The following is a 22,802-nucleotide window of genomic DNA, read 5'->3' on the forward strand; positions in this document are numbered from 1 at the left end:
GGGTCTCAACTATATTTATATTACAAAATAGCTAGGTTATCTGTTGTGAAGCGATCGCTATTTCTTGAATTATCCCTAAGTTTAATAAAATCCTGTACTTAAGTTTGGGTTTGTAGTTGTGAGTTAGGGAAGGTGGCAATCGCTATTATCGTGAGTCATGATTTCTAGGCGATCGCTCAACTAATATTTTTCTTTGTTGTTCAAACTCCAGTTCATTAATATTTGGATTTTAGTTCAAGTGCTGCACAAAAGCTGTTGAGGCTATTTAACAAGGCATTGTAGTAAGCATAAGCATCATCACGTTCGTTCTGAAGGTGGGCATACAATGCTAGTTCTGGCTCTGATAGTAGAGGAGCTTTTGGGATGTCTAAGCCTGCTGCGGTTAAGCGTATGGATGCGATCGCGATTAATAGTGACCCGATAGTATTATTTTTGCCTTGGTAAAGATCTTCCAGCCCAAGTAAGATTAAATCCGATCCTGGTAATTCATTTAGCTCCATTATTTCTCTCTCTCTGATGTACTTTCACAATGCTCAATGAATTTTTCAATCCTATTTCTCAGGATGTCAGGATTAAGAGAAGGAAATCGGATCAATTCAGGTGCGATCGCTTCAAAGCAATCTCGTAATTTTTCTAAAGAAAATAACTTCTGTTCGTACATGGCTTGAACATCGTCAATGTCGCGGTTATATCCTCTAGATATTTTAGCAAGGGCTTGGGCTGTGAAGTCATAATGATAAAACGAGATTTCACCGTATCTTGCAATAAAGATGCTTCTGTCACGCCATTCTGGAAGTGGTGGTAAGAAATCCTGCGGAGAAGCTAGCTCAATATTGATGTCCAGTTCTTGTTTGAGTTTGGCGATCGCTTGAAAAATCCCTAGTGGTTCAGGATCTAGACGAATATCGATATCCACTGTGGAACTACGCCAACCAATGAGTAAAGCACTAGCGCCACCTGTAAAGTAGATACAGCCAGAACCACGGGCTTCTCTACCTAAGGCTTTCATGAGTTGTTCGATTTTCTGAGGATCGACATTTGAGCGCATAATTTGACATCAGTTCAGGTGAGCTTCTCTAATTTAGCAGATCGCACTTGGCTCAGTGGCAATCGCACTTTTGAAAATCTAATGCGATCGCCCTAATGTATCTAAGCCGAATCGCCTATCAATTTCTTAACTTTGCGATCGCCAATAACTTCTCCAAACTCAATAGCCAAGTAGATTTGTCATGTCCCGATCGCCTATCAATTTCTTAACTTTGTAGTTTTTTGTTTATTTCTTAAAAATATCTTTCAGCATATTTGATATTTCACCTTTAGCATAACTTGCAAAAGCTGCCTTTCCTTCCTCAATTGCCATATCTTTCAATGAATCATAGTCATTTAACTCTCCACACTCTTGACACTTTAGTACGTCTCCTGATTTACATTCTTTTTTCGAGACTATGTTTAAGTCTGAGCCACAGAAAAAGCACTTTAACGAAATATGAAATTCTTTATTTTCCATTACTTTGTTACTCCGAAAAATTTTGATGCAAATGTGGCAAGCGCAATAAGAAACCCAAAAAAAACAAACAATCCTTTATGCTCCTCTATGTAATCTGAAGCTTTTTTAATGATCGTTTGCGAACTTTTATTTTCTTCTGACTTTATCTTTGACCGTGCAGCCCCTACGCCTTTTGGAGTAATGCCAATATCTTTGTATTTTTCAAAGGAACGCTGTGCTAGCCATTCATTTGCGAGGCATTTATCTACTGCCTTCTTCAAGTCAGAAACTGTATATCTGATGCCGTATTTTGAGCTAATTTCATTCGCAAATTTTTGGTCTACTTCAAACTTAACAACCTGTGAAGTTACACCATTCGCCTCCATAGAGTCTATGATATAAGCGAGAATCTTGAACTCAGCCATGTCAACTCCTTGAAACCTAACTTAAATTTCTAACGCAATTGCTGTTTAATTATACGAATTCTTGCATCGACATCGTTTCTGAAAAATCAAAACCACTACTATCCTCCATTATGAGTTTTTGGAGAGAGGCTACTATCAAAATCATTGCAAGTTCCAAGTGTTGATATAATTCATTATGATACTTATTTAATGCCTCATCCTCTACAAGGCTTATTGCTATTGGATTAGGTAATAAAATCTCGCCATGAACATATCTCGATCTGTAATTATAGAATGCATTAATATCTTTTTTAACCTTGTTGAGATTTTCATGTGGCTCTCCCAATACTAAAAAAGCTCGTTCTTTTAACGTATTGGCGATACCTACTTGGGGCGTATTGAACAAAGCTTCCATTGCTTGGGATAACCAAATTAAAGTGGTCGGATCAGGCTCTTTATGCATACACGAGTACAATAATCCAAAAATAGCGCGTTCAGTATTTGAATTAGCAAAGCTTGACCTTGAAAAACCGATTTTTTCAAGCCACTGCATTACGGTTCTAACAGGGATTGCATGAATTTCTGGCCAATTCATTTTATCAATTAGTTGGATCGAACATTCAATAGTAAATCCACTAAGTCCAAGCCTTACCTCTCTGCTAGAAGTATCATGATCTGCTTCAAATCGGCGAATAATTGCTGAATCAAAATCACAACTACCTGGAACTGAAAGATTCATTACTAGGAAAAGCTGATATAGCACATTAGTCACATATTCAAAGTTGCGAAACTCGTCGGAGGAGTTATATATACAAAATTCGATTTCAGGATTATATTTGAAAGCTCCAACAGATTTTAGCCGTCTATACTCCTCAAACTCTGTAATCATTGCATCTAAATCTTCCTTCGTTTTTATTCTGTCTAAGTCAATCATATTGCTCTCTTGTTGAACTATAAAATCCTTAGTACCCATCCAATCAATAGAAACAACAACATCCCCATTAGAATATTTAAATCTGAATTCAGTAGCAGCTTCAACTAATTCATGCCAAGCTTCTATATACCCAAGCATCTTCGAGAAACTGGGCCCGAATCTATTAAATTGAACACGAAAAATAGCTGGCTTATCTTCAAGAGTCATTTGGCAAGAACTTTTTGATCGACTTCTATCTTCAATTGTACCGTATAGCTAATATTATCTTGTAGATTAAGTGATAAATATCTACATATTATAAATATTACAAGCTTGTCAGCTAAAGAAACCGATGAGTGTAATAACAAAATTTTTGCAGGCTAATATACCTGAATAGAGCTTTATTTATCAAAATTCAGCATAACATTCCTAAACCTGTGCTTGGAAATAATCCACATTTCCCATCCACAACCGATCAAGTTGAGCCACCGCCCAGAAAGCTGTGCGATCAGCTCAATTATCTATCTGTTAAAGGGTTTGCTGTAGGCGATCGCTATTACTATAAGTCATGATTTCTAGGCGATCGCTTTTACATTTTGAACAGTGATATTTCTTCATCGAAATCGATTACATGGTTTCTATAGACATCATTAGGGTATTGGAATTATACCAATCCTCAATGTGGCGTTGCTATTTTGAGGATTCAAAAGCCTTACTGGGATTATTTTCCAATTCTCGAAAGTGTGCCTATACTTTCGAGAATTGGAATTAGAAATGCGATCGCTCTATCCAAAAATTTCCGCAGGATCAGCAGATTGGACTTTGCGAAGTGATATTGCCCCAGAAATAACACACATCACTATCGTTAAGATCATGACTGGGATTGCTTTGTCCCAAATGTACAACGGTAACAGAGTCGCATTTTTGGTGAGGTTATACAGAAAGAAAGAAATTCCTAATCCTGGGATAAAGCCTAAAATCGATAGTACAAAAGCTTCTTGAATTACAACTTGAGCCAAGTATAAATTCCCATAGCCCATCGCTTTGAGAGTTGCATATTCTGCAAGGTGATCGGAGACATCAGTATAAAGAATCTGATAGACAATCACAATTCCAACAATGAAACCCATCACGGTTCCAAGACTGAAGATAAAGCCGATCGCAGTGCTTTTTTGCCAATAGCCTTTCTCAAAGTCAATATAGCCTTGGATCGTCATGATTCTTGTATCATCGATCGCTGCATCCTCGGTCTTTTTGAGATCTTCCACCGTCAAATCAGCTTTAGAGATCACGACCTTATTCTTATCTTCTTCGCTGGTAATTTTTCCATCTGCACCAATCTTCTCTTGATATAAACTCCGAATTCTTTTCCCATCAGGTTGTAATTTCTCTCGCGGCAAAATCACATTATCAGTTGGCTGACTCAGAATAAAGTTTCGCATCGCTTCATAAGGAGATGTGTCAGGTTTTAAATTAACCAATCCCACACTAATTAATCCCGCACGTCGATTATCAAAAATCCTGAGGAAATTAGTATCACTAGTAATCATCGCTCCATCTGCGGCAAAAGAGGCTCCTAGCTCAAATAATCCACCTACAGTAAGTTTGCGATTGGCAACTTCACGACTGACCAATTTATTGCAGACAAAAGCTTCATCATTAAATTGTGCTTTTAGGGCTAATGTGCCGCACTCGCCAACAATTGGGCCAAACTCCGCGCGCGAGGCTCGATCGAATAAAACTACATCTTGAGTTTTAACGCGATCGATGTTTGATATAGAACCAGGCATCTTAAAGACCTTAGCATCAGGATTTGCGCCTAGAACTAGAATGTTGCGAGTTTGTCCTGCTGGGTCTTCTTTGATCTTCCAAGCCCCAATACCAATGTAAAGCGGATTTACGGAAGCGACTTCTTTCATCCCTAGGGCTTGATATAAGCGACGCTGAGAGAAGTTCCGCATTCCCACTAGGTTAGTAGATTGAGGGCTAATAATCACTAAGTCGCCCACCAAATTACTTTGTAGTCGAATCGCGCTGTTAAATAGAGCATCTCGGAATCCTAATTGCAAAAACATTAAGACCACCGCAAAAGTAATCCCAGCGATCGCAACTAGCAGTCGGCTTTTTTCGTAAGTAAGTTGTAGCCAAGCAAGAGGTACGGCAAAAATCATAAATTCATCTTTAATAAATAGTTGACAATTAAGTAAGAGCGCTTCGCGCTCTTACTTAATTGTCAATCTTGACTCTGACTTGTAAATTGGTAAGCCCTGAGACCTTGGTACTGTCATCTAACTTGATCTTGACTTCGATAATCCGCACATCAGTCTTGGCGGCTGGGTCAGTACCGAGGACATCATTTTTGGCAATCCGCAAACCAATGCGATCGACTTTGCCAGTAATCAGACCTTCAAAGGCTTCACTCTCAATCGTGGCAGTCTGTCCAACCTTGATTTTGCCGATATCAGTCTCATAGATTTCCGCAACTACATACATCTGGCTAGTATTGCCAAGATCCATGACTCCATTTGTCTGACTGACAACTTCGCCAGTTTTAGAATTGATTTTGAGAACTTGTCCATCAATCGGGGCGCGAACTTGCGCTAGATCAAGATCAACTTCTGCTTTTTTGACATTGACGATCGCAGTTTGCAGTTGGGCTTCAGCAAACTGGATATCTGTGGGACGGACTTCTCTAACGCTACTGAGCAACCCTTGAGACTGACGCAACTGGAATTGTGCTTGCTGAATTTGCTGCTGAGATTGCATAAACTGACCTTGCAAAGTCTCGACCTTGAGGCGATAGGTATCAAGAATTGTCTGGGAAATTGCACCTTCTTTGAAAACTTCAAGAAAGCGATTGTAATCTCGAACAGCAATTTCTAATTCAGATTTAATTCTAGTCGCATTGGCTTCTACTGATTTGATATTGGCGGCGGCAGACATGACATTCCCTTCTTGGGCAACAATATCACCACTTTTTGCACCTGCGCGGACTCTAGCAAGATTGCGATCGCTTTCTTGAGCCTGACTTTGAGCTTGGAGTAATGCAGCCACAGAGCGATCGTAACTGTCGAGAATGGCGATCACTTGTCCCTGTTTGACCGTATCACCTTCTTTGACCATCAATTTCACAATGCGCGATGTCCCCAGTGCGGAGGGTGAGGCAACCTTGATGACTTCGCCTTGTGGTTCTAATCGCCCTAATGCACTAATTGCTTTTTGCTGATCTTTGGCACTGGTATTAGTTGCAGGTGTAGACGCGGATGGGTTACTACTAAAACGTCCGATGACAAACCAAATACTCACGCCCAGTGCGGCTAGGGCAAGTGCGATCGCAGGGATTACAAATTTGTTTGAGCTTTTTGGCTCTAGAGCATTTTTCATGGTACTAGTTTTACTTCTAGCCGCTGTGCTTGGTGTATCTCCCGATATGTTACCGATCTCCGTAGACGTTTCTACCTGTTTATCCGCCTGATTATCTACCTGCATATGCTCTTTGCCTCAATGTAATTCAAACCAGATTTAAAAACTAGCCAATAGTTTACCAAGCTATAACAGTTTGTCTATGTCTGAGACATCCTACATTAGCGCTAACTTAGTAAAGTAAATCTAACAATTTTTCATGATAAGGCTTACTTCTTTGTTTTTATGTTCGCGATCTCAAAAATCTTAATTTTCAAAAAGCAACTTGCGATCGCTAGGTATTACCTTAACGATTCTCTGACTCGTCAGATCGCGCTCACAACAAAAATATTGATATCCTAAGTTCCAAAAATAGCCTAAGCCCAAACCAGTTAGAGCAAATAAAAGTAAAACAAGGAAGATATAAAATTCATTAATACTCTTTTGAAGTTCCTTTCTAACTTGCGCCATTACTGGAATTGTTCTCCAGAAAAGAAGTAAAAAAACGATCCCTAGAATCTCTTCAGACCAAGTCTCTACACCAGCAACTTGAGGAACTTCGCTAACACATCCATGTTCCTTTTCAATGCTCTAACTCCCGAATCAATAAATTTTTAAAGGTGTTGCTTTGCAACACCTTTAAAAATTTATTGTGGTTCGATTATAAATTGACACGATTCTTTAATTCAGTAACTGCTGCTAACCAATCTGTATATTCTTCGCTATCCTGCCATAATTCTTTCAATTCAGAATTTTCAGCAAGAATGAGATCGATCGCTAAATGAGCTTTCTGGATTAAAGCAGTTGAGGGCTGAATTTTGTTGGCTTCAACCCAATTGTCAAGCCTCTCGGAATAAGCACTGCGTTTACCCCAGTTGCCTTGCAAACAAGCAATAACTTCGATCGCGGCGATCGCTTCAGTTGCTTCAGAGGCTTCAACACCTTCTTCCCCAGCATTAAGTACTGCGTTTAGAGCTTCCTCAACTGGGGAAAGGTCATTAACTTTTTCAAGTTCATACGTCCAGTCGCAAGCATCATCATTTCCAAAGGAATCAACAGCCCAAGTTCCCATAAATCTCTCTTACTAAAGTAAATTATGCATTTTTCTGAGCAAGAGCAAATTACCGTAGATTTCCACCTTAAGTCAATCGCGATCGAATATAGCTATCATAAAAGATTTGAGAGAGTGCACCACCTTGTGGGGCATTCTCTCAAATCTTTTAATCTCACAAATGCATTGGGATCGCATATAGCTGTCGCAAAGTTTATCAGGACATAAGCCCAATAGAGTTGCGGCGCTTCGCGCCGCAACTCTATTTTGGCGATAGCTATTGAGTTACAGAAAATGTAACAGCTCTAAGTGATCGCAAATAATGTCCTAAACTAAAAATATATAAATATAGATATCTTAAAATCAGTATCATGAAAACTTATTGTCGCGCCACGCTCATAAGTCTGCTAGCATTAGCCTTAATAGGATGTGCAGTCCCAGACACTCGCAATCCTCAAGCTTCGCTAATTAGCACAGTGAGTCCAACACCAATTAATGTCGCTGTATCCCCAAAACCAATTATCAATAATCGCCCAGATAATCGCAAAGTAAAACTTGATGATCGATTAGTTGAAGCAAGTACCAGTTTTGGATTTAATCTATTCGATCGCATTGCCAAACAAGATCCTAATAAGAATATATTTATCTCTCCTTCGAGTGTCGCGATCGCCTTATCGATGACCTATAACGGCGCGAGTGGCGAAACCCAAGAGGCGATCGCCAAGACTTTAGAATTGCAAGGCATCAAAATCGATGAGGTAAATGACTTCAATCGAAATATTCAACAATTACTAGCCAATGGCGATACCAATGTGGAATTGAACATTGCTAACTCCCTTTGGGCGCGAAAGGATATTGTATTTGAGCAGGCTTTTCTAAATAAAGTGAAGGAATTCTATCAAGCCGAAATTAGCAACCTTGACTTTAAAGATCCTAATGCAGCAAATATGATTAATGCTTGGGTAAAAAAAAATACTAAGGACAAAATCGATAAAATCGTTGACCGCATTGATGCGGATAGTATGCTCTTTTTAATTAATGCCGTTTATTTTAAAGGTAAATGGGAAGCTCCCTTTGAAAAATCTCTCACCAAGCCACAGCCCTTTACCCTTGCCGATGGTACAAAAATCCAACATCCTGCCATGTCGCGATCGGGTGAGTATCGCTATTACGACGCACCGACATTTCAGGTAATTAGTCTTCCCTATGGCACTGGACGCTTCAGCATGGAGATTTTCTTACCAAAGTCTAAATCAAGTCTTTTGGGATTTCAGAAACAACTAACGGCAACGAACTGGCAAGAATGGTCAACGAAATTCACTCGCAAAGAAGGATTGATTCAATTACCGCGCTTTAAAGTGGAATACGAGACTAGTCTCAAATCAGCTTTGCAAAATCTGGGTATGGCGATTGCTTTCGAGTCAGACAAGGCAGATTTTCGTAATCTCTCAAACGTTAAAGCCTTTATTGGAGATGTAAAGCATAAAGCCTTTGTAGAAGTCAACGAAGAAGGAACAGAAGCGGCAGCAGCTACTTCTGTCGAGATGAAAGTAACTTCGGCAATGCCTTCCGAAGAACCTCCATTTCAGATGATTGTCGATCGCCCATTTTTCTTTACAATTAGCGATCGGCAAACTGGCACGATTATCTTTATGGGTGCAATTAAAAATCCCAAGTAAAACAAGTAAAACTGGAAAAGCAATTTTATTTGTTTTAGAATATCAATTAGAGAGTGTTTGAAAAGTCAAATTGGGGGCTAGTGGGGCAGAAACAAAACTTCTCAAACGCTCTCTTAGAGCGTTATATATGGATAAAGCCGCCTAATTATTAGTGATAAATTGTCTGTTCATTTGCTCATCGTTATGATTTATAGACTGCTATTATTGAAAACATAGAAGCCTTCCTAAAAAAATGTCAATTAATCAAACAGAATTGCTTGATAAAAGACTAGTTTATGCAAGTACTAGTTTTGGATTTAATCTATTAGATCACCTTGCTAAGCAAAATTCCAATAAGAATATATTTATCTCTCCTTTGAGTGTAGCGTTCGCTTTGTCGATGACTTATAACGGCGCGAGTGGCGAAACGCAAGAAGTGATCGCCAGAACTATGGAACTGCAAGGCATCAAAATTGATGATGTGAATAGCTTTAATGAGACTCTTCAGCTATTACTTGCTATTGGTGATACCAGTGTGGAACTGAACATTGCTAACTCCTTGTGGGTTAGAAAGGATATTGCCTTAGAGCAGACTTTTTTAAATGAAGTCAAAGAGCTCTATCAAGCCGAAATTAGCAACCTTGACTTTAAAGATCCTAATGCAGCAAATATGATTAATGCTTGGGTAAAAAAAAATACTAAGGACAAAATCGATAAAATCGTTGACCGCATTGATGCGGATAGTATGCTCTTTTTAATTAATGCCGTTTATTTTAAAGGTAAATGGGAAGTTCCCTTTGAGAACTTTCTGACTAAGCCACAACCCTTTACCCTTGCTGATGGTACAAAAATCCAACATCCTGCCATGTCGCGATCGGGGAAATACCGTTACTACGATGCGCCGACATTTCAAGCAATCAGTCTTCCCTACGGCTCTAGACTCTTCAGCATGGAGATTTTCTTGCCAAAGCCAGAATCCAATCTTTTAGAATTTCAGAAGCATCTGATGACAAAGAATTGGCAAGAATGGTCAACAAAATTCATGCGCAAAAAAGGCTTGATTCAACTGCCGCGATTTAAAGTGGAATACGAGACTAGTCTCAAACCAGCTTTGGAAAATATGGGTATGGAGATCGCCTTCGATCGCGATAAGGCAGATTTTCGTAATCTCTCAACCGCTAAAGCTTTTATTGGTGATATTAAGCATAAAACTTTTGTCGAAGTTAACGAAGAAGGAACAGAAGCAGCAGCAGCTACTTCTGTCGATATTGAGACAATCTTCACACAATCCTTTGAAGATATGCCATTCCGAATGATTGTCGATCGCCCATTTTTCTTTGCAATTAGCGATCGGCAAACTGGCACAATCATCTTCATGGGCGCAATTAAAAATCCATCCACATAAAACCGAATATTTGTAAGGTGGGCTTTGCCCACCTTACAAATATTCGGTTTTGAATTGCACAAGTTATTTACAGCTATAATTAATCACATCAAGTTTTGTAATACAGCAATATTGTGACTGAAATCTTCCCCAATCTTGAAATTCAAGCAAGATTATTAGAACTACGCAAAGTACTGCAACGCACTAGTTATGAATACTATGTCCTTGATGCTCCCACAATGGAGGATTCAGTTTATGATGCGCTCTATCGGGAATTGCAAGCACTTGAAGCGCAATATCCACAGCTTATTACTCCTGATAGCCCCACGCAGCGCGTAGGCGAGAAGCCAACCACTCAGTTTGTATCAGTTCAGCACCATATTCCGCTTTTTAGTTTAGAAAATGCCTTTGTTTCTAGTGATGTGAAAGCTTGGCAAGAACGTTGCCAAAAAGGATTAACTAGTAATTCAGAAGAAGTAAGCGGCGTATCGAGCCGCTTACCTAAAGGTTTTTTAGATAACGTTTGTGAATTGAAAATCGATGGATCTGCTATCGCACTAACCTACGAGCATGGAGTCTTAGTGCGTGGTGCAACTAGAGGCGATGGCACATCAGGCGAAGACATCACCCCTAACATTAAAACCATTCGTTCCATTCCCTTAAGATTAAATTTAGAGAATCCACCCGATCACCTCGAAATTCGCGGAGAAGCATTCTTACCGATCGCCGTTTTTGATGAGATTAACCAAGAGCGATCGCAGCAAGGAGATGCCCTATTTGCTAATCCTCGCAATGCCGCCGCAGGAACACTCCGTCAACTCGATTCCCGTATCGTCGCCAAACGCCGCCTTGATTTCTTTGCTTATACCATCCATATTAATCAGGCAGATTTTGTTTTGCAAAATCTGCCTGATATTTCTTCTCAATGGCAAGCTCTAGAATTCCTACAAACAATTGGGTTTCGTGTAAATCCAAATAAGCGACTTTGCAAATCCCTTCAGGAATTACAAGACTACTATGATTTTTGGTCAACGGAACGGCTCAAACTTCCCTATATGACTGATGGGATGGTGATGAAGCTAAACGACCTCTCTCAACAAGAACAACTCGGCTTCACTCAAAAAACACCCCGTTGGGCGATCGCATGGAAATATCCCGCTGAAGAAATGCCCACAATTATCGAAGCTGTTACTGTGCAAGTGGGACGAACAGGCACACTTACACCAGTCGCCGAATTACGTCCTGTGCTACTAGCTGGTACAACCGTTTCGAGAGCAACTCTGCACAATAGAGATCGCCTAGCCGAACTAGATTTACATCTTGGCGATACGGCGATCGTGCGAAAGGCGGGAGAGATTATTCCTGAAGTAGTGCGCGTGCTTCCTGAATTGCGTCCAAATGGGGCAATTCGTTTTGTAATGCCCACCCATTGCCCTGAATGCAGTCAACCAGTTTTTAAGCCAGAAGATGAAGCGGCTACCCGTTGCATTAATTTAGAATGTCCTGCGATCGTGCGGGGAGCGATCGAGCATTGGGTCAGCCGTGATGCGCTAGATATTAATGGAATTGGCGATAAATTAGTCAGGCAATTAGTTACCGAAAATCATATAACTTCCGTTGCCGATGTTTACGATCTTACTAGCGACCAGTTACAAACCCTAGATCGCATGGGACAAAAATCTGCCGATAAAATTATTGCTGCGATCGCCCAATCCAAAAATAAGCCTTGGGCGCGAGTCCTCTATGGTTTGGGCATCAGGCATGTGGGCAGCGTAAACGCTCAAAATATTGCGGATAATTTTCCGAATGTGGAGTTATTAGCAAGGTCTACGCCCGAAGCGATCGCTTCTATCTTTGGTATAGGTGAGGAAATTGCCCAAGCTATTTATGAATGGTTTCGCAAGGAAGCTAATCAGAACTTGATCCAGCGTTTGCAAGTGTCAGGGCTACAGTTTGTGAGCGAGAAAAAAGATAATCAGGCGATCGCGATAAACCCAAATATTACAGGTAAAACTTTTGTTGTAACAGGTACATTGCCAACCCTAAAGCGCGATGAAGCTAAAGCTCTCATTCAATCCGCAGGCGGAAAAGTCACTGACTCTGTGAGCAAAAAAACAAATTATCTAGTTGTAGGAGCCGACGCTGGATCTAAATTAGAAAAAGCTCAATCTTTGGGTGTGCAATGTCTTTCAGAAGAAGACCTATTAAATTTAATTGACTCTTAGAAAGGCGGTGCATTAGCCCTGCACTCAAGTGCGGGCTAAAAGCTCAAACCCGTTTCAACGGGTTAATTGGAATTATCCAAAAGAGAAAAGCGGCGCTTTTCTCTTTTGGGTTTTAAGACAGCTATATACTTACAAAAAAGCCTATAAAAAAATATGACAAGTTTTGATTACGATTTATTTGTGATTGGGGCAGGTAGTGGCGGACTTGCTGCCTCTAAACGCTCAGCCGCATTTGGTGCAAAAGTAGCGATCGCTGAAGGTGACCTCGTAGGTGGTACTTGCGTGATTAGAGGTTGCGTACCCAAAAAGCTAATGGTCTATGCATCACATTTTTCGCATTTTCCTCAAGAGGCTGCTGGCTATGGCTGGGATATTCCCGCAGGTAAGCTTGACTGGAGTAAACTCCGCGATGCTATTCAAACCGAAGTATTGCGCTTGAATAAGCTGCACATTAGTTTTTTAGAGAAAAGTAATGTGCAGCTTATTTCAGCATTTGCCAAATTTGTAGACGCGCATACAGTAGCAGTTGGAGATCGCCAATTTACAGCCGAACGCATCCTCATCGCCGTCGGTGGTGAAGCCGCCAAGCCAAACTTAGCAGGTATGGAGTTTGCCATTACTTCCAAAGAAATGTTTTTATTGCCGCAATTTCCACAGCGCTTTGCGGTGATTGGTGGAGGTTATATTGGTACTGAGTTTGCAGGAATTATGCGCGGTCTAGGGGCTGAGGTGACGCAAATAATTCGCGATCATTCAATTTTAAAAGGCTTTGATAACGATGTACGAACCAATGTCCAAGAAGGGATGGTCAACCATGGCATTAATTTTCATACCTGCGTTGACAGCAATTCTCTAACGATTTCTAAAAATGAGAGCGATCTCACAATTTCCTTTAATGATGGCGACGGTAACGCGCAGCAAATCACCGTTGATACCGTTTTAGCGGCAACAGGCCGCAAACCAAATCTCGTGCCTCTATGTTTGGAACAAGCAGGAATCGAAGTTGTTAATGGCGCGATCGCGGTCAAAGAAGATAGCTGCACCAGTCAACCACATATCTATGCGATCGGGGATTGTACTAATCGGGTGAATCTAACGCCTGTTGCGATCGGAGAAGGTCGTGCCTTTGCTGATACGGTCTATGGTCATACGCCCAGATTCATCAGCCATACCAATATTCCCTCAGCGGTATTTTCCCAACCCGAAGCCGCTACCGTTGGTCTATCTGAAGAAAAAGCACGAGATCTGTATGGCGATCGTATAAAAATTTATAAAACCAAATTTCGCCCGATGTTCTATAGCCTTGCGGGTGGAGAAGCCAAAACGATGATGAAACTAATCGTAGTCGGTGAAGAAGAACGAGTTTTGGGGCTACAAATGGTGGGCAAAGATGCAGCAGAAATTATTCAAGGCATGTCGTTAGTCGTAACGATGGGCGGTTGCAAAAAAGATCTTGACAACACTATGGCAATGCATCCCACTGCCGCCGAAGAATTCATGACGATGCGTTGATTTAATGCAATTCTTGTAAAGATTTATATGACTTTCTATATTGAATATTATTCTTTAACTATTTTTTAATCATCAATCAATTCCCTACAGCCGAGCAGGGTCTAGTAATTAGTTCTCACTATTTATAAGGCGGGGATCGCCTATCTGGCAATGATCCCCATTTTTAATGCTTATAATTGGTGCATGTTTGAAATTGATGTTAGAAGTTTATCTCGCACATACTTGTCTGAAACTAAGTTTCAAAATTCATTTAAAATTTCTAACTATTCCTTTAGAAATACTTTTAGCAAGACCCATTGAATTTTTAAATCCTAATAAATTTAGCTCTTTCTTGTGATGAATCCATTACAAATCCTTAATAATCAAGAAATATAATGTACCTGTTCTAAGCTCATTAAACATTTTTTAATAAATCAGTTACCTCAAATTCTTCTAAATACTTAATTTAAATTCACCTATATATTGAAGGACTTAACCAAAATGATTGAATCTATACGCTGCCCTAATTGTGGTGCGATCGCTGAACGTCATCACCTCTCATATCTCGCTCAAGTCAAAACCCAATGCGAAGCATGTGACTATCTATTAGTAATGTGTACTCGTAGTGGACATGTCCTAGAGTCCTATGCTCCAGGCTTACCATCAGAGCCACGCCCCAAGCCAATTTCTATCCGTTTCACTCCTCTAGCTCAACAACCTCAAAGCAATAATTCTCGTAGAGATGTTGCTACTCTGAGCGCTTAGCTTCATATTTACAAAGCGAGGCAATTAGGATTGAGATGCAAACACCTAACAATAGAAAAATAGCTCTCTTAGATCTGATTCACGAGTTAATCAAATCTGAGAGAGCTTAAAATTTTACAGGATGAATTTATTTATTATGGTTGCCCTATGCGATCGCTTAGATTTTGCTCAGCTAACATATCTTTTTCTCTAAAGACGAGAGGCGGCGCAAAGCGCCGCCTCTCGTCTTTGGAGATGGCAGTAGCAATAGCTATAAACTTAATCAATATAGCTACCCAAAAAAAGTTAAAATTCAAAAGCCTCAAGTCATCGACTACTAACAAAATCGTAAGTAGTGACTGAAAGCTCAATCGGGATTTGCAACCTATCAAAACAGAGCAACCAATCACCGATTACCCAACACTAAACACCAATTACCGTTCTGAAACATGGCTCCTATCGCCAAACTACTGATTGCCAATCGAGGTGAAATTGCCCTCCGAATTATTCGGACTTGCGAAGAACTCGGAATTCCCACAGTTGCGGTTTATTCCGATGTTGATCGCAACTCTTTGCATGTACAACTAGCCCATGAAGCTGTCTGCATTGGCGATTCCCCCAGCAGCAAAAGCTATCTAAATATTCCCAATATTATTTCGGCGGCACTGACCCACAATGCCACTGCCATTCATCCAGGATATGGTTTCTTATCAGAAAATGCCAGATTTGCCGAAATTTGCGCCGATCATAACTTGCTGTTTGTTGGACCAAGTCCTCACTCGATTCGCTCAATGGGCGATAAGTCCACTGCCAAAAAGACGATGCAGAAAGCAGGCGTACCGACTATTCCTGGAAGTGAAGGCTTAATCGATTCAGAAGAGCAGGCGATTAAAATTGCCCATGACATTGGCTATCCCGTGATGATTAAGGCGACAGCAGGTGGTGGCGGTCGCGGTATGCGTCTGGTCATTAATCCTGATGATTTATTACGTTTATTACGTGCTGCCCAAGGCGAGGCAGAAGCAGCTTTTGGGAATGGTGGTGTCTATATTGAGAAAGTCATTGAGGAGCCACGCCACATTGAAGTGCAAATCTTGGCAGATATGCATGGTCATGTGGTGCATTTGGGAGAAAGAGATTGTTCGATCCAACGCCGCCACCAAAAGTTATTAGAAGAAGCGCCTAGCAGTGCGGTAAATCCTAAATTGCGCGAAAAAATGGGTGACGCGGCGGTAAAGGCTGCCAAGGCGATTAATTATGTTGGAGTGGGGACGGTCGAGTTTCTTCTGGACAAATACGGCAAGTTTTATTTCATGGAAATGAATACTCGTATCCAAGTCGAGCATCCCGTTACCGAGATGATTACAGGTATTGATTTGATTGCTGAACAGTTACGAGTTGCTCAAGGTGAGAAGCTAAAATTTCAACAAAATAATATTGAGATCCGTGGTCATGCGATCGAATGTCGGATCAATGCCGAAGATCCCGATCACAATTTTCGTCCTAACCCAGGTCGCATCAGTGGTTATTTACCTCCTGGTGGACCTGGTGTTCGCATGGATTCCCATGTGTATACGGATTATGTGATTCCTCCATATTATGATTCGCTGATTGCGAAGTTGATTGTCTGGGGTAGCGATCGCCCTGCTGCAATTTTACGCATGAGGCGAGCTTTGCGCGAATGTGCAATTACAGGCGTACCAACCACGATTCCCTTTCATCAGAAGGTATTAGATGATGAGGAATTTAGATTAGGGCATGTGTACACTAACTATGTGCCATTGCTGCAAGCCAGACTAGCCGAACAAGAATAAAAGAAGCACCCCGACGGGGTGCTTCTTTTATTCTTGTCCTGATGTTGGTGCGATCGCTATTCCCAGAAATCAACATTTAACATCGAGTCAATATCACGCCCAAATTGCCATGTATCAGGGATTGGATGCCCTTTAGGTTCATAATGGTCGCGAACTGAACCTAAAGCAAGTTCCCAAGCATCATCAAAAATTTCATCCCAAACTGCTCTAAGGCTAGGGGTTTTTCTTAGCCTTAGAGCGATCCGTCTTCGTTGCTCTTTAATTGTATTCTGCCATCCATTGAAGCAATAAGGCATATTTACATAAAGCCGTTTGAGGCAATGAGCTAACAAGGTTTCTAGACGACTTTCTAACTCATCACGGCAAGAACTTCCCAACGATTCGATCTCCTCTATTAAGTTTTCTATGTCCACATGGTCAAAGTCCCTAGCCTTGAGCTTGGTTACTGTTTCTTGAGTCCAAAGGAGGAAATCGGACTCATATAAACTTTTACGAGCGATCGCTTGTGTCATTTGTTTTGCTCCTTTGTTATTGATGAGATCGCCTAACTTTCTATCTTCTTTTTACGTTGCATCTCAATACAGATTTTACATACATAGACTTTAAATAGATATGCCCTAAAAAATTAGGCGATCGCAAATGGATATAAAAAAAGCATCCCGATGGGATGCTTTTTTAGTTAAACGTGCGCTGCGCGTTTATACGCTTCATCCAAAACTTCGCTGAGAGTTGGGTGCGCGTGAACAATCGTCGCTAACTTCTGCACCGTTTGGCGATCGCGTATTGCTGCCGAAGCCTCATGAATTAAATCTGAAGCATGGATACCAATGATATGAACGCCCAAAAGTTCACCCGTATCTTCACGGTAAACAATCTTCGCCAAACCATCGGTTTCTCCTTCTGCGATCGCCTTGGAATTGCCCTTGAAGTAAGACTTCGTCGTAGCAACCTTAAAGCCTTCTGCTGTCCCTTTTTCTTTTGCCTGTGGTTCAGTCAAGCCAACAAAGCTGACCTCAGGATGAGTGAATGCTGCCGCAGGAATGCTTTGATAGTCGATGGTGGTAGTGCGATCGCAAATATTCTCAACAGCTACAATTCCCTGAGCTGAGGCTGCGTGAGCCAGCATCATTTTGCCAGTAGCATCGCCAATCGCCCATAGATGTGGAACTGAAGTTGCCATCGTGTCATCAACATCAATAAATCCGCGTTGATTTGGCGCAATACCTACACTTTCTAAACCAAGATCCTTGGTAAGCGGAATCCTACCTGTGGCGACTAGACAAGCATCTACTTCTAAGACCTCAATGACTTTCTTTGTCTTCGCGTCAGTAAGTTCAATCTTGACAGGTGAACCTGCGGAAATTTTGGTGGCAAATACGCCAGTTCTGGTTTCGATGTCGCGAGGCTTCAGCAATACGCGCTCGGCAATTTTGGCAATATCAGGATCGAATCCTGGCATCAATACATCCAAAGCTTCGATCATCGTTACTTCAGAACCAAGCGCCGTATAGACATCCGCAAATTCGAGACCGATATAGCCACTACCAATAATCGCGACCCATTGGGGCAAAGTTTCTAGACGTACCGCCTGATCGCTGGTAAATACAGTTTTGCCATCGATTTGAATACCCCGTGGGACAAATGGCTCGGAACCTGTGGCGAGAATAATGTCTTTAGTGCTGTAAATTTTGTCGCCGACGCTAACCTTCTGCGTGCCCGCCACTTTGCCGCGACCTTGCAAAATATCTACACCTAATTTTTTGAGGCTATTGGTTAAGTCCCCACGCAATTTTAAAACTAAGTTATCGGCATGACTTGCGATCGCCCCGCGATCAAAATTCACTTCGCCCACCTCAATTCCTAACGCCTTAAGGTGAGACTTTGCGCGCATTTCCCGCACACGTCCCGAAGCTGCCAATAGGGCTTTTGAAGGAATACAACCGCGATTGACACAAGTTCCACCCATCACGCCATCTTCAACGATCGCTGTTTTTAAGCCACAGGCGACAGCATGGAGGGCTGCGCCATGTCCACCAACGCCAGCGCCAATAATGATCAAATCGTAATCAAATTTGTCCGACACCTAATCTTTCTCCAGTAGAATCGATCTACTATTTTTGCATCGTTTGGGTATCGCTATATTAGCTAACGCTGATTAGCTACCATAGCAATACAAGTTTTGCTATAAAGTATCAGTTACAGCTAAAATTTGGTAAGCTGAAAATACTAATTGGGGCTAGATGAGCTATGACCCTTGCGATAGCACAAGTACAGCATCAACCTGTAAGCCTAGATGAGTTTATTGCGCTTTATGGTGGTGATAATCGCTATGAATTGATTGATGGAGAGATATTCGACTTGGAACCAACGGGGCAGCATGAGGAAGTTGCGGCTTTCATCACGGCAAAAATCTGTGTACAGATTGATCGATTAGGATTGCCTTGGTTTGTGTTGCAAAGAGGCTTGTTTCGTCCCTCTAGTGCGAGTATGACGGCTTTTCGTCCTGATGTGATGGTTGTAGATCGGACGGAAGTTGCGAAAGAATCTCTCTGGCAAGAACAATCGATCATTACAAGGGGTAGCTCAATCAAGTTTGTTGCAGAAGTTGTGAGTGGTAATTGGCAAAATGATTATGCGCGTAAGGTTGAGGATTATGCAGCTTTAGGTATTTCTGAATATTGGATTGCTGATTATTTAGGTTTGGGTGGGATTCGACATATTGGCAAGCCTCAGCAACCTACTCTTTCGATCTGTACGCTGGTAGATGGAGAGTATGAAATTAATTTGTTTCGCGGTAATGATGCGATCGTTTCGCCCACATTTCCAAATTTGAATTTAACTGCTGAGCAAGTTTTGAATGCTAGTAAGTAGCAGATATCACTTATAAATTTGACACTAATTATACATTTTATAATACAGTAGCTTTAAAAAAGCTACTGTATTATAAAATGTATAATTTTGACAGTCTGTTTTGCTATTAAAACTACCTTTTATAACTACTTAATTACAAGCTAAAAACTGTGAACAATAAATTTTTTGATAGGCTATACAAAGGTTATGCAGCAGAAAACTTTATAACTGGACAACTATTTGAGTATGGTTTTGAAGCTTTTCGATTGCCTGCTGATTTTGGAGTTGATCTTGTTGTTACAAATCAATTCAAAAAACTAAGAAATAAAGGAATAGATGATGAGTCATTTCCATTTGGTTTTCAAGTAAAGTCTAGACGTTTAAGGGGATCAGACACCTTACAAGGACCAAATGGGAGGAATGAGTATCAATTTTATTACTTAATAAAAAATGATGAAATCACAGTTCTTAAGGAATTTCCAAATTCTGCTTATGCTTTTGTGTTTATCATACCGTTTGGTTTTTCAGCGCAAAACATATACGCATTTTGTATTCATTCAAATGAAATTGATAATATGATTCAACATAAATTTTTTATTCAAGATGGTGAACATTACAAATTGAATGTTTGTTTTCGAGCATTTCCTCAGCAGAATCGCGAATATTTCATCAAAGAGATGTTGGACGGAGGATTGATTGATAAAGTTGGTGTTAAGTTTTTAGAGAAAAATCTACCAGTAAGTTTTCAGAAGAACTGGAATGCATCAGAATGTTTATATCTATGTAGAGAGAACTATTCAAAAAATTCTACAAATCAGCTCGTAAGCAGAGCTATTGTGAGTATTTACAACTTCTCAGAGTTCCCATATTTTCATCCAGTCTGTTACTCATGATTTCTAGTACCTACAGCAACTACTGCTCATATGAGAAAATTCTTCAAAAGTCTACGATAATAATTACCGATATTATGTATATCAAAATTGATACTCTCACTGATGAACAAGCAACACAACTTTATGAGCTTTATCAGCATGAGTGGTGGACAAAAGGAAGAATATTAGATGATGTTCATAAGATGTTAATTAACTCCGATTACATATTTGGAATTTGTAAGTCCCATTCTCAAGAACTAGTAGCATTTGCTCGTGTTGTCAGCGATCGCACCTATAGAGCGATCGTCTATGATGTCATTGTGGCAGCAGATAATCGTCATCAAGGGTTAGGTTCATTACTTATTGAACAAATTGTGACACATCCCGAAATATCACAACTTGAGTGTATCCAATTATTTTGCTTGCCAGAGATGATTCCTTTTTATCAAAAATTTGGATTTGCTAAACCTGAAACATCTTTATTAGTGCGCCAAAGGGTAGAAAAAAGCTAGCATGTTTTTTTAATTACTCATCGCTTTTACTATTCCAAAGAACCTCTTGTTAGATCGAGTTGATTTTGCAAATTCAACTCTTTCCCTATAACTTTAATCAAGTTAAGCAAAAAATAACTATGTTACCAACAACAACTTTTCAAAATATTGAAAAAAGCTTAAAGCAACTGCCTGATTCTTTGCAAATTGAGGTGCTACATTATATTGAATTTCTCAAGAGTAACTATGTAAAGCAAATTGATAGTAAAACTCAATCTCTTGATCAATCCAGCATAGAAACTCTAGAAGATAAAAAAGTCAAAAAGCGTGATGGCTTTGGTATTTGGCAAGGTCAAATCATAATGTCAGAAGATTTTGATGCGCCAATGGAAGAATTTGAGGAGTATATGTAAACATGGATGTACTGTTAGATACACATACATTCATTTGGTATATCGAAGGCAATCCAAGCCTGACAGAAAAAGCTAGAGAGACCATTGAATTTTCTGCGGATAATGTCTATTTAAGCATCATTAGCCTTTGGGAAATTGCAATTAAAACTGGCAAAAATAAGCTTGCTATGCAAAATGAATATGATGTTTTGTTAGACGTTCTAAATTCATTGAATATTGAGATTTTACCAATCACCTTTGCAGATACCCAGATCTATAAAAATCTGCCTTTGCATCATGGCGATCCATTTGATCGCATGATTATTTCTCAAGCAATAAATAACAATTTAACGATAGTCGGTTGCGATCGCGCTTTTAATGATTATTCGGTGGAAATGTTGTGGCAATGAATCAGTCTTTATTTGACCAAGATTATATACTTTGGGTTCAGGAAAATGTCACTAAGCTTAAAGCCAAAGACTTTGAAAATCTGGACTTAGACAACCTGATTGAAGAATTTGAAAGCTTGATCTATATCCTCAAAAGAGATTTAGATGACGCTCTGAAAAACTTGCTCGTAAATATGCTCAAACGACTATACGTCCCCTTATCCAATCAATTTGAGAGGTGGCTAAGCGACATCAGCTTTTATCGATGCGGTATTGAGCATATTTTTAGAGATGCCCCTAGCTTAAAGGAAGATTGGGATGAAAGGTTTGATTTTAACTACTCATCTGCGCTCTATGCTCTGAGTGCGGATTATCCAGATACAAATTTTCCTGAAGCATGGGAATTTGAACGAGATATTGAAGCAATTTTGCATAAAAGATTTTGGAAATAACTGTCTTGTATTCAAAAAGCGGTAGTCCTAAAAAGGAAAGGATATCCAAAAGCCTCTACTAGCATGGAATCCATGGATTTACTATTGTATAAAAATATTTAAGATTCAGCACTAGGAAGATACTGCAAAGCTCATGAATTCGTCAAAGATTGGTTTATTCAGCCAGAATAATGCCTAAGCAGTCTAGATACTTCGGGGCTTTAATTTTTCCTGTATTCGGTGAAACATTTATCCTAAGAGCCTTACGCAGATCCTTTCCTTTTTAGGACTATCAGATTATCGGTTGCGATCGCGCTTTTAATGATTATTCAGTGCAAATATTATGAGATTAGCGGTATTACCCTAAACCAAATAAAACCTTTACCAGCTTCTATCTTTGAAAAACTCATGATAGGGGCTAGTTATTCTAGAACAAACAGCGCTCCTGCCAGTGGAAGTAGATGGTTTATATATTTTGAGAATCCAACTTTCGACAGGGTTGAAGCTGTTTACTCACCTAATAAGAAAATGGTGATTACTGCTTATCATCCTAGCTAAATTTCGTTTGTCACGATGCATTCTCAAGACTTTTTTGATTTATAATGAAGTTCATAATGATTGATTTTTACGCTAGCGATCGCCACACACTACAACAAAAATTCTAGATTCACCATGAATCCGTAACAAATAACCACTTTTTAGGGTTAATCTGTACCATGCAGATACAAAGTAGCTGCTAAGCCCTGAAACGCATACATATGAAGAACTTCGCCTTATCTTCTAAGCAATCAGTCGATGGTTAGAG

24 protein-coding genes are annotated in these 22,802 nt (G+C 40.1%); 13 read left to right on the forward strand and 11 right to left on the reverse strand.

The window, feature by feature from the left end; all coding sequences use genetic code 11:
• Positions 1–215 precede the first annotated feature (215 nt).
• The 5 genes from APA_RS07020 to APA_RS07040 form a co-directional block, all read right to left on the reverse strand.
• Positions 216–500 carry a hypothetical protein gene (locus APA_RS07020; RefSeq protein ID WP_201321586.1) on the reverse strand — a complete coding sequence of 95 codons (285 nt, stop codon included), beginning with the start codon at positions 498–500 and terminating at the stop codon, positions 216–218.
• Positions 500–1,048 (reverse strand): DUF6036 family nucleotidyltransferase, encoded by a 549-nt coding sequence (locus APA_RS07025; RefSeq protein WP_201321587.1) that lies wholly within the window; start codon positions 1,046–1,048, stop codon positions 500–502. Before APA_RS07025 ends, APA_RS07020 begins: the two co-directional genes overlap by 1 nt.
• Positions 1,049–1,273: 225 nt before the next feature.
• Positions 1,274–1,507, reverse strand: a complete 234-nt coding sequence (locus APA_RS07030) for a hypothetical protein (protein ID WP_201321588.1) — start codon at positions 1,505–1,507, stop codon at positions 1,274–1,276.
• Positions 1,507–1,911 carry a hypothetical protein gene (locus tag APA_RS07035; RefSeq protein ID WP_201321589.1) on the reverse strand — a complete coding sequence of 135 codons (405 nt, stop codon included), beginning with the start codon at positions 1,909–1,911 and terminating at the stop codon, positions 1,507–1,509. The genes APA_RS07030 and APA_RS07035 overlap by 1 nt, the downstream gene beginning before the upstream one ends.
• 49 nt (positions 1,912–1,960) lie before the next feature.
• Positions 1,961–3,031: a hypothetical protein gene (locus tag APA_RS07040; RefSeq protein ID WP_201321590.1), complete on the reverse strand. Its 1,071-nt coding sequence runs from the start codon at positions 3,029–3,031 to the stop codon at positions 1,961–1,963.
• A gap of 209 nt (positions 3,032–3,240) precedes the next feature.
• Between APA_RS07040 and APA_RS25445 the strand changes: the two genes are divergently transcribed.
• Complete coding sequence (locus tag APA_RS25445; protein ID WP_268961896.1) at positions 3,241–3,375, forward strand: hypothetical protein; 135 nt, start codon at positions 3,241–3,243, stop codon at positions 3,373–3,375.
• A gap of 213 nt (positions 3,376–3,588) precedes the next feature.
• Here APA_RS25445 and APA_RS07045 read toward each other — a convergent pair whose 3' ends face one another.
• The 4 genes from APA_RS07045 to APA_RS07060 form a co-directional block, all read right to left on the reverse strand.
• Positions 3,589–4,974, reverse strand: a complete 1,386-nt coding sequence (locus APA_RS07045; RefSeq protein ID WP_201321591.1) for an FtsX-like permease family protein — start codon at positions 4,972–4,974, stop codon at positions 3,589–3,591.
• 55 nt (positions 4,975–5,029) lie between these two features.
• Entirely contained in the window at positions 5,030–6,292 is a 1,263-nt protein-coding gene (locus tag APA_RS07050) for an ABC exporter membrane fusion protein (protein ID WP_201321592.1), read from the reverse strand.
• A 180-nt stretch (positions 6,293–6,472) separates the two neighbouring features.
• Positions 6,473–6,676, reverse strand: a complete 204-nt coding sequence (locus APA_RS07055; protein WP_201321593.1) for a hypothetical protein — start codon at positions 6,674–6,676, stop codon at positions 6,473–6,475.
• 190 nt (positions 6,677–6,866) lie between these two features.
• Complete coding sequence (locus APA_RS07060) at positions 6,867–7,277, reverse strand: DUF4259 domain-containing protein (RefSeq protein WP_201321594.1); 411 nt, start codon at positions 7,275–7,277, stop codon at positions 6,867–6,869.
• A 350-nt stretch (positions 7,278–7,627) separates the two neighbouring features.
• Here APA_RS07060 and APA_RS07065 point away from each other — a divergent pair, with 350 nt between their 5' ends.
• The 6 genes from APA_RS07065 (at position 7,628) to accC (ending at position 16,572) form a co-directional block, all read left to right on the forward strand.
• Complete coding sequence (locus tag APA_RS07065) at positions 7,628–8,935, forward strand: serpin family protein (protein WP_201321595.1); 1,308 nt, start codon at positions 7,628–7,630, stop codon at positions 8,933–8,935.
• A gap of 232 nt (positions 8,936–9,167) precedes the next feature.
• Positions 9,168–10,319 (forward strand): serpin family protein, encoded by a 1,152-nt coding sequence (locus tag APA_RS07070; protein ID WP_201321596.1) that lies wholly within the window; start codon positions 9,168–9,170, stop codon positions 10,317–10,319.
• A gap of 113 nt (positions 10,320–10,432) precedes the next feature.
• Entirely contained in the window at positions 10,433–12,523 is a 2,091-nt protein-coding gene (ligA, locus tag APA_RS07075) for an NAD-dependent DNA ligase LigA (protein ID WP_201321597.1), read from the forward strand.
• 153 nt (positions 12,524–12,676) lie between these two features.
• Positions 12,677–14,035, forward strand: coding sequence for a glutathione-disulfide reductase (gene gorA / locus APA_RS07080; protein ID WP_201321598.1), 1,359 nt, complete (start codon positions 12,677–12,679; stop codon positions 14,033–14,035).
• A 480-nt stretch (positions 14,036–14,515) separates the two neighbouring features.
• Positions 14,516–14,779: a hypothetical protein gene (locus APA_RS25115; RefSeq protein WP_236579434.1), complete on the forward strand. Its 264-nt coding sequence runs from the start codon at positions 14,516–14,518 to the stop codon at positions 14,777–14,779.
• Between the two features lie 428 nt (positions 14,780–15,207).
• Positions 15,208–16,572, forward strand: a complete 1,365-nt coding sequence (accC, locus tag APA_RS07090) for an acetyl-CoA carboxylase biotin carboxylase subunit (RefSeq protein ID WP_201321599.1) — start codon at positions 15,208–15,210, stop codon at positions 16,570–16,572.
• A gap of 56 nt (positions 16,573–16,628) precedes the next feature.
• Here accC and APA_RS07095 read toward each other — a convergent pair whose 3' ends face one another.
• Both APA_RS07095 and lpdA read right to left on the reverse strand, forming a co-directional pair.
• Positions 16,629–17,084, reverse strand: coding sequence for a DUF29 domain-containing protein (locus APA_RS07095; protein ID WP_201321600.1), 456 nt, complete (start codon positions 17,082–17,084; stop codon positions 16,629–16,631).
• A 167-nt stretch (positions 17,085–17,251) separates the two neighbouring features.
• On the reverse strand, positions 17,252–18,655 hold the full coding sequence (gene lpdA / locus APA_RS07100) for a dihydrolipoyl dehydrogenase (protein ID WP_201321601.1): 1,404 nt from the start codon (positions 18,653–18,655) through the stop codon (positions 17,252–17,254).
• A 164-nt stretch (positions 18,656–18,819) separates the two neighbouring features.
• Between lpdA and APA_RS07105 the strand changes: the two genes are divergently transcribed.
• The 6 genes from APA_RS07105 (at position 18,820) to APA_RS07130 (ending at position 22,018) form a co-directional block, all read left to right on the forward strand.
• Positions 18,820–19,443 carry a Uma2 family endonuclease gene (locus tag APA_RS07105; protein WP_201321602.1) on the forward strand — a complete coding sequence of 208 codons (624 nt, stop codon included), beginning with the start codon at positions 18,820–18,822 and terminating at the stop codon, positions 19,441–19,443.
• A gap of 149 nt (positions 19,444–19,592) precedes the next feature.
• A complete protein-coding gene (locus tag APA_RS07110) occupies positions 19,593–20,315 on the forward strand; it encodes a hypothetical protein (protein WP_201321603.1) in 723 nt (240 codons plus the stop codon).
• Complete coding sequence (locus APA_RS25120) at positions 20,312–20,806, forward strand: GNAT family N-acetyltransferase (protein ID WP_236579435.1); 495 nt, start codon at positions 20,312–20,314, stop codon at positions 20,804–20,806. Before APA_RS07110 ends, APA_RS25120 begins: the two co-directional genes overlap by 4 nt.
• Before the next feature lie 119 nt (positions 20,807–20,925).
• Positions 20,926–21,198 (forward strand): DUF2281 domain-containing protein, encoded by a 273-nt coding sequence (locus tag APA_RS07120; RefSeq protein ID WP_201321604.1) that lies wholly within the window; start codon positions 20,926–20,928, stop codon positions 21,196–21,198.
• A gap of 2 nt (positions 21,199–21,200) precedes the next feature.
• On the forward strand, positions 21,201–21,587 hold the full coding sequence (locus tag APA_RS07125) for a type II toxin-antitoxin system VapC family toxin (RefSeq protein ID WP_201321605.1): 387 nt from the start codon (positions 21,201–21,203) through the stop codon (positions 21,585–21,587).
• Positions 21,584–22,018, forward strand: coding sequence for a DUF29 domain-containing protein (locus APA_RS07130; protein WP_201321606.1), 435 nt, complete (start codon positions 21,584–21,586; stop codon positions 22,016–22,018). Before APA_RS07125 ends, APA_RS07130 begins: the two co-directional genes overlap by 4 nt.
• Positions 22,019–22,802 lie beyond the last annotated feature (784 nt).

This window comes from Pseudanabaena sp. lw0831 (genome assembly GCF_016584665.1).
Lineage (GTDB): Bacteria > Cyanobacteriota > Cyanobacteriia > Pseudanabaenales > Pseudanabaenaceae > Pseudanabaena.

Excerpts from the sequence above, each read along its gene's own strand:
- APA_RS07070 (WP_201321596.1), top strand. The coding sequence starts at position 9,168 with ATGTCAATTAATCAAACAGAATTGCTTGATAAAAGACTAGTTTATGCA.
- APA_RS07030 (WP_201321588.1), bottom strand. The coding sequence starts at position 1,507 with ATGGAAAATAAAGAATTTCATATTTCGTTAAAGTGCTTTTTCTGTGGC.
- APA_RS25120 (WP_236579435.1), top strand. The coding sequence starts at position 20,312 with ATGATTTCTAGTACCTACAGCAACTACTGCTCATATGAGAAAATTCTT.
- APA_RS07120 (WP_201321604.1), top strand. The coding sequence starts at position 20,926 with ATGTTACCAACAACAACTTTTCAAAATATTGAAAAAAGCTTAAAGCAA.
- APA_RS07025 (WP_201321587.1), bottom strand. The coding sequence starts at position 1,048 with ATGCGCTCAAATGTCGATCCTCAGAAAATCGAACAACTCATGAAAGCC.
- APA_RS07130 (WP_201321606.1), top strand. The coding sequence starts at position 21,584 with ATGAATCAGTCTTTATTTGACCAAGATTATATACTTTGGGTTCAGGAA.
- APA_RS07020 (WP_201321586.1), bottom strand. The coding sequence starts at position 500 with ATGGAGCTAAATGAATTACCAGGATCGGATTTAATCTTACTTGGGCTG.
- APA_RS07095 (WP_201321600.1), bottom strand. The coding sequence starts at position 17,084 with ATGACACAAGCGATCGCTCGTAAAAGTTTATATGAGTCCGATTTCCTC.
- APA_RS07050 (WP_201321592.1), bottom strand. The coding sequence starts at position 6,292 with ATGCAGGTAGATAATCAGGCGGATAAACAGGTAGAAACGTCTACGGAG.
- gorA (WP_201321598.1), top strand. The coding sequence starts at position 12,677 with ATGACAAGTTTTGATTACGATTTATTTGTGATTGGGGCAGGTAGTGGC.
- APA_RS25115 (WP_236579434.1), top strand. The coding sequence starts at position 14,516 with ATGATTGAATCTATACGCTGCCCTAATTGTGGTGCGATCGCTGAACGT.
- APA_RS07065 (WP_201321595.1), top strand. The coding sequence starts at position 7,628 with ATGAAAACTTATTGTCGCGCCACGCTCATAAGTCTGCTAGCATTAGCC.
- APA_RS07105 (WP_201321602.1), top strand. The coding sequence starts at position 18,820 with ATGACCCTTGCGATAGCACAAGTACAGCATCAACCTGTAAGCCTAGAT.
- APA_RS07060 (WP_201321594.1), bottom strand. The coding sequence starts at position 7,277 with ATGGGAACTTGGGCTGTTGATTCCTTTGGAAATGATGATGCTTGCGAC.
- APA_RS07055 (WP_201321593.1), bottom strand. The coding sequence starts at position 6,676 with ATGGCGCAAGTTAGAAAGGAACTTCAAAAGAGTATTAATGAATTTTAT.
- APA_RS07045 (WP_201321591.1), bottom strand. The coding sequence starts at position 4,974 with ATGATTTTTGCCGTACCTCTTGCTTGGCTACAACTTACTTACGAAAAA.
- APA_RS07040 (WP_201321590.1), bottom strand. The coding sequence starts at position 3,031 with ATGACTCTTGAAGATAAGCCAGCTATTTTTCGTGTTCAATTTAATAGA.
- APA_RS07035 (WP_201321589.1), bottom strand. The coding sequence starts at position 1,911 with ATGGCTGAGTTCAAGATTCTCGCTTATATCATAGACTCTATGGAGGCG.
- APA_RS07125 (WP_201321605.1), top strand. The coding sequence starts at position 21,201 with ATGGATGTACTGTTAGATACACATACATTCATTTGGTATATCGAAGGC.
- accC (WP_201321599.1), top strand. The coding sequence starts at position 15,208 with ATGGCTCCTATCGCCAAACTACTGATTGCCAATCGAGGTGAAATTGCC.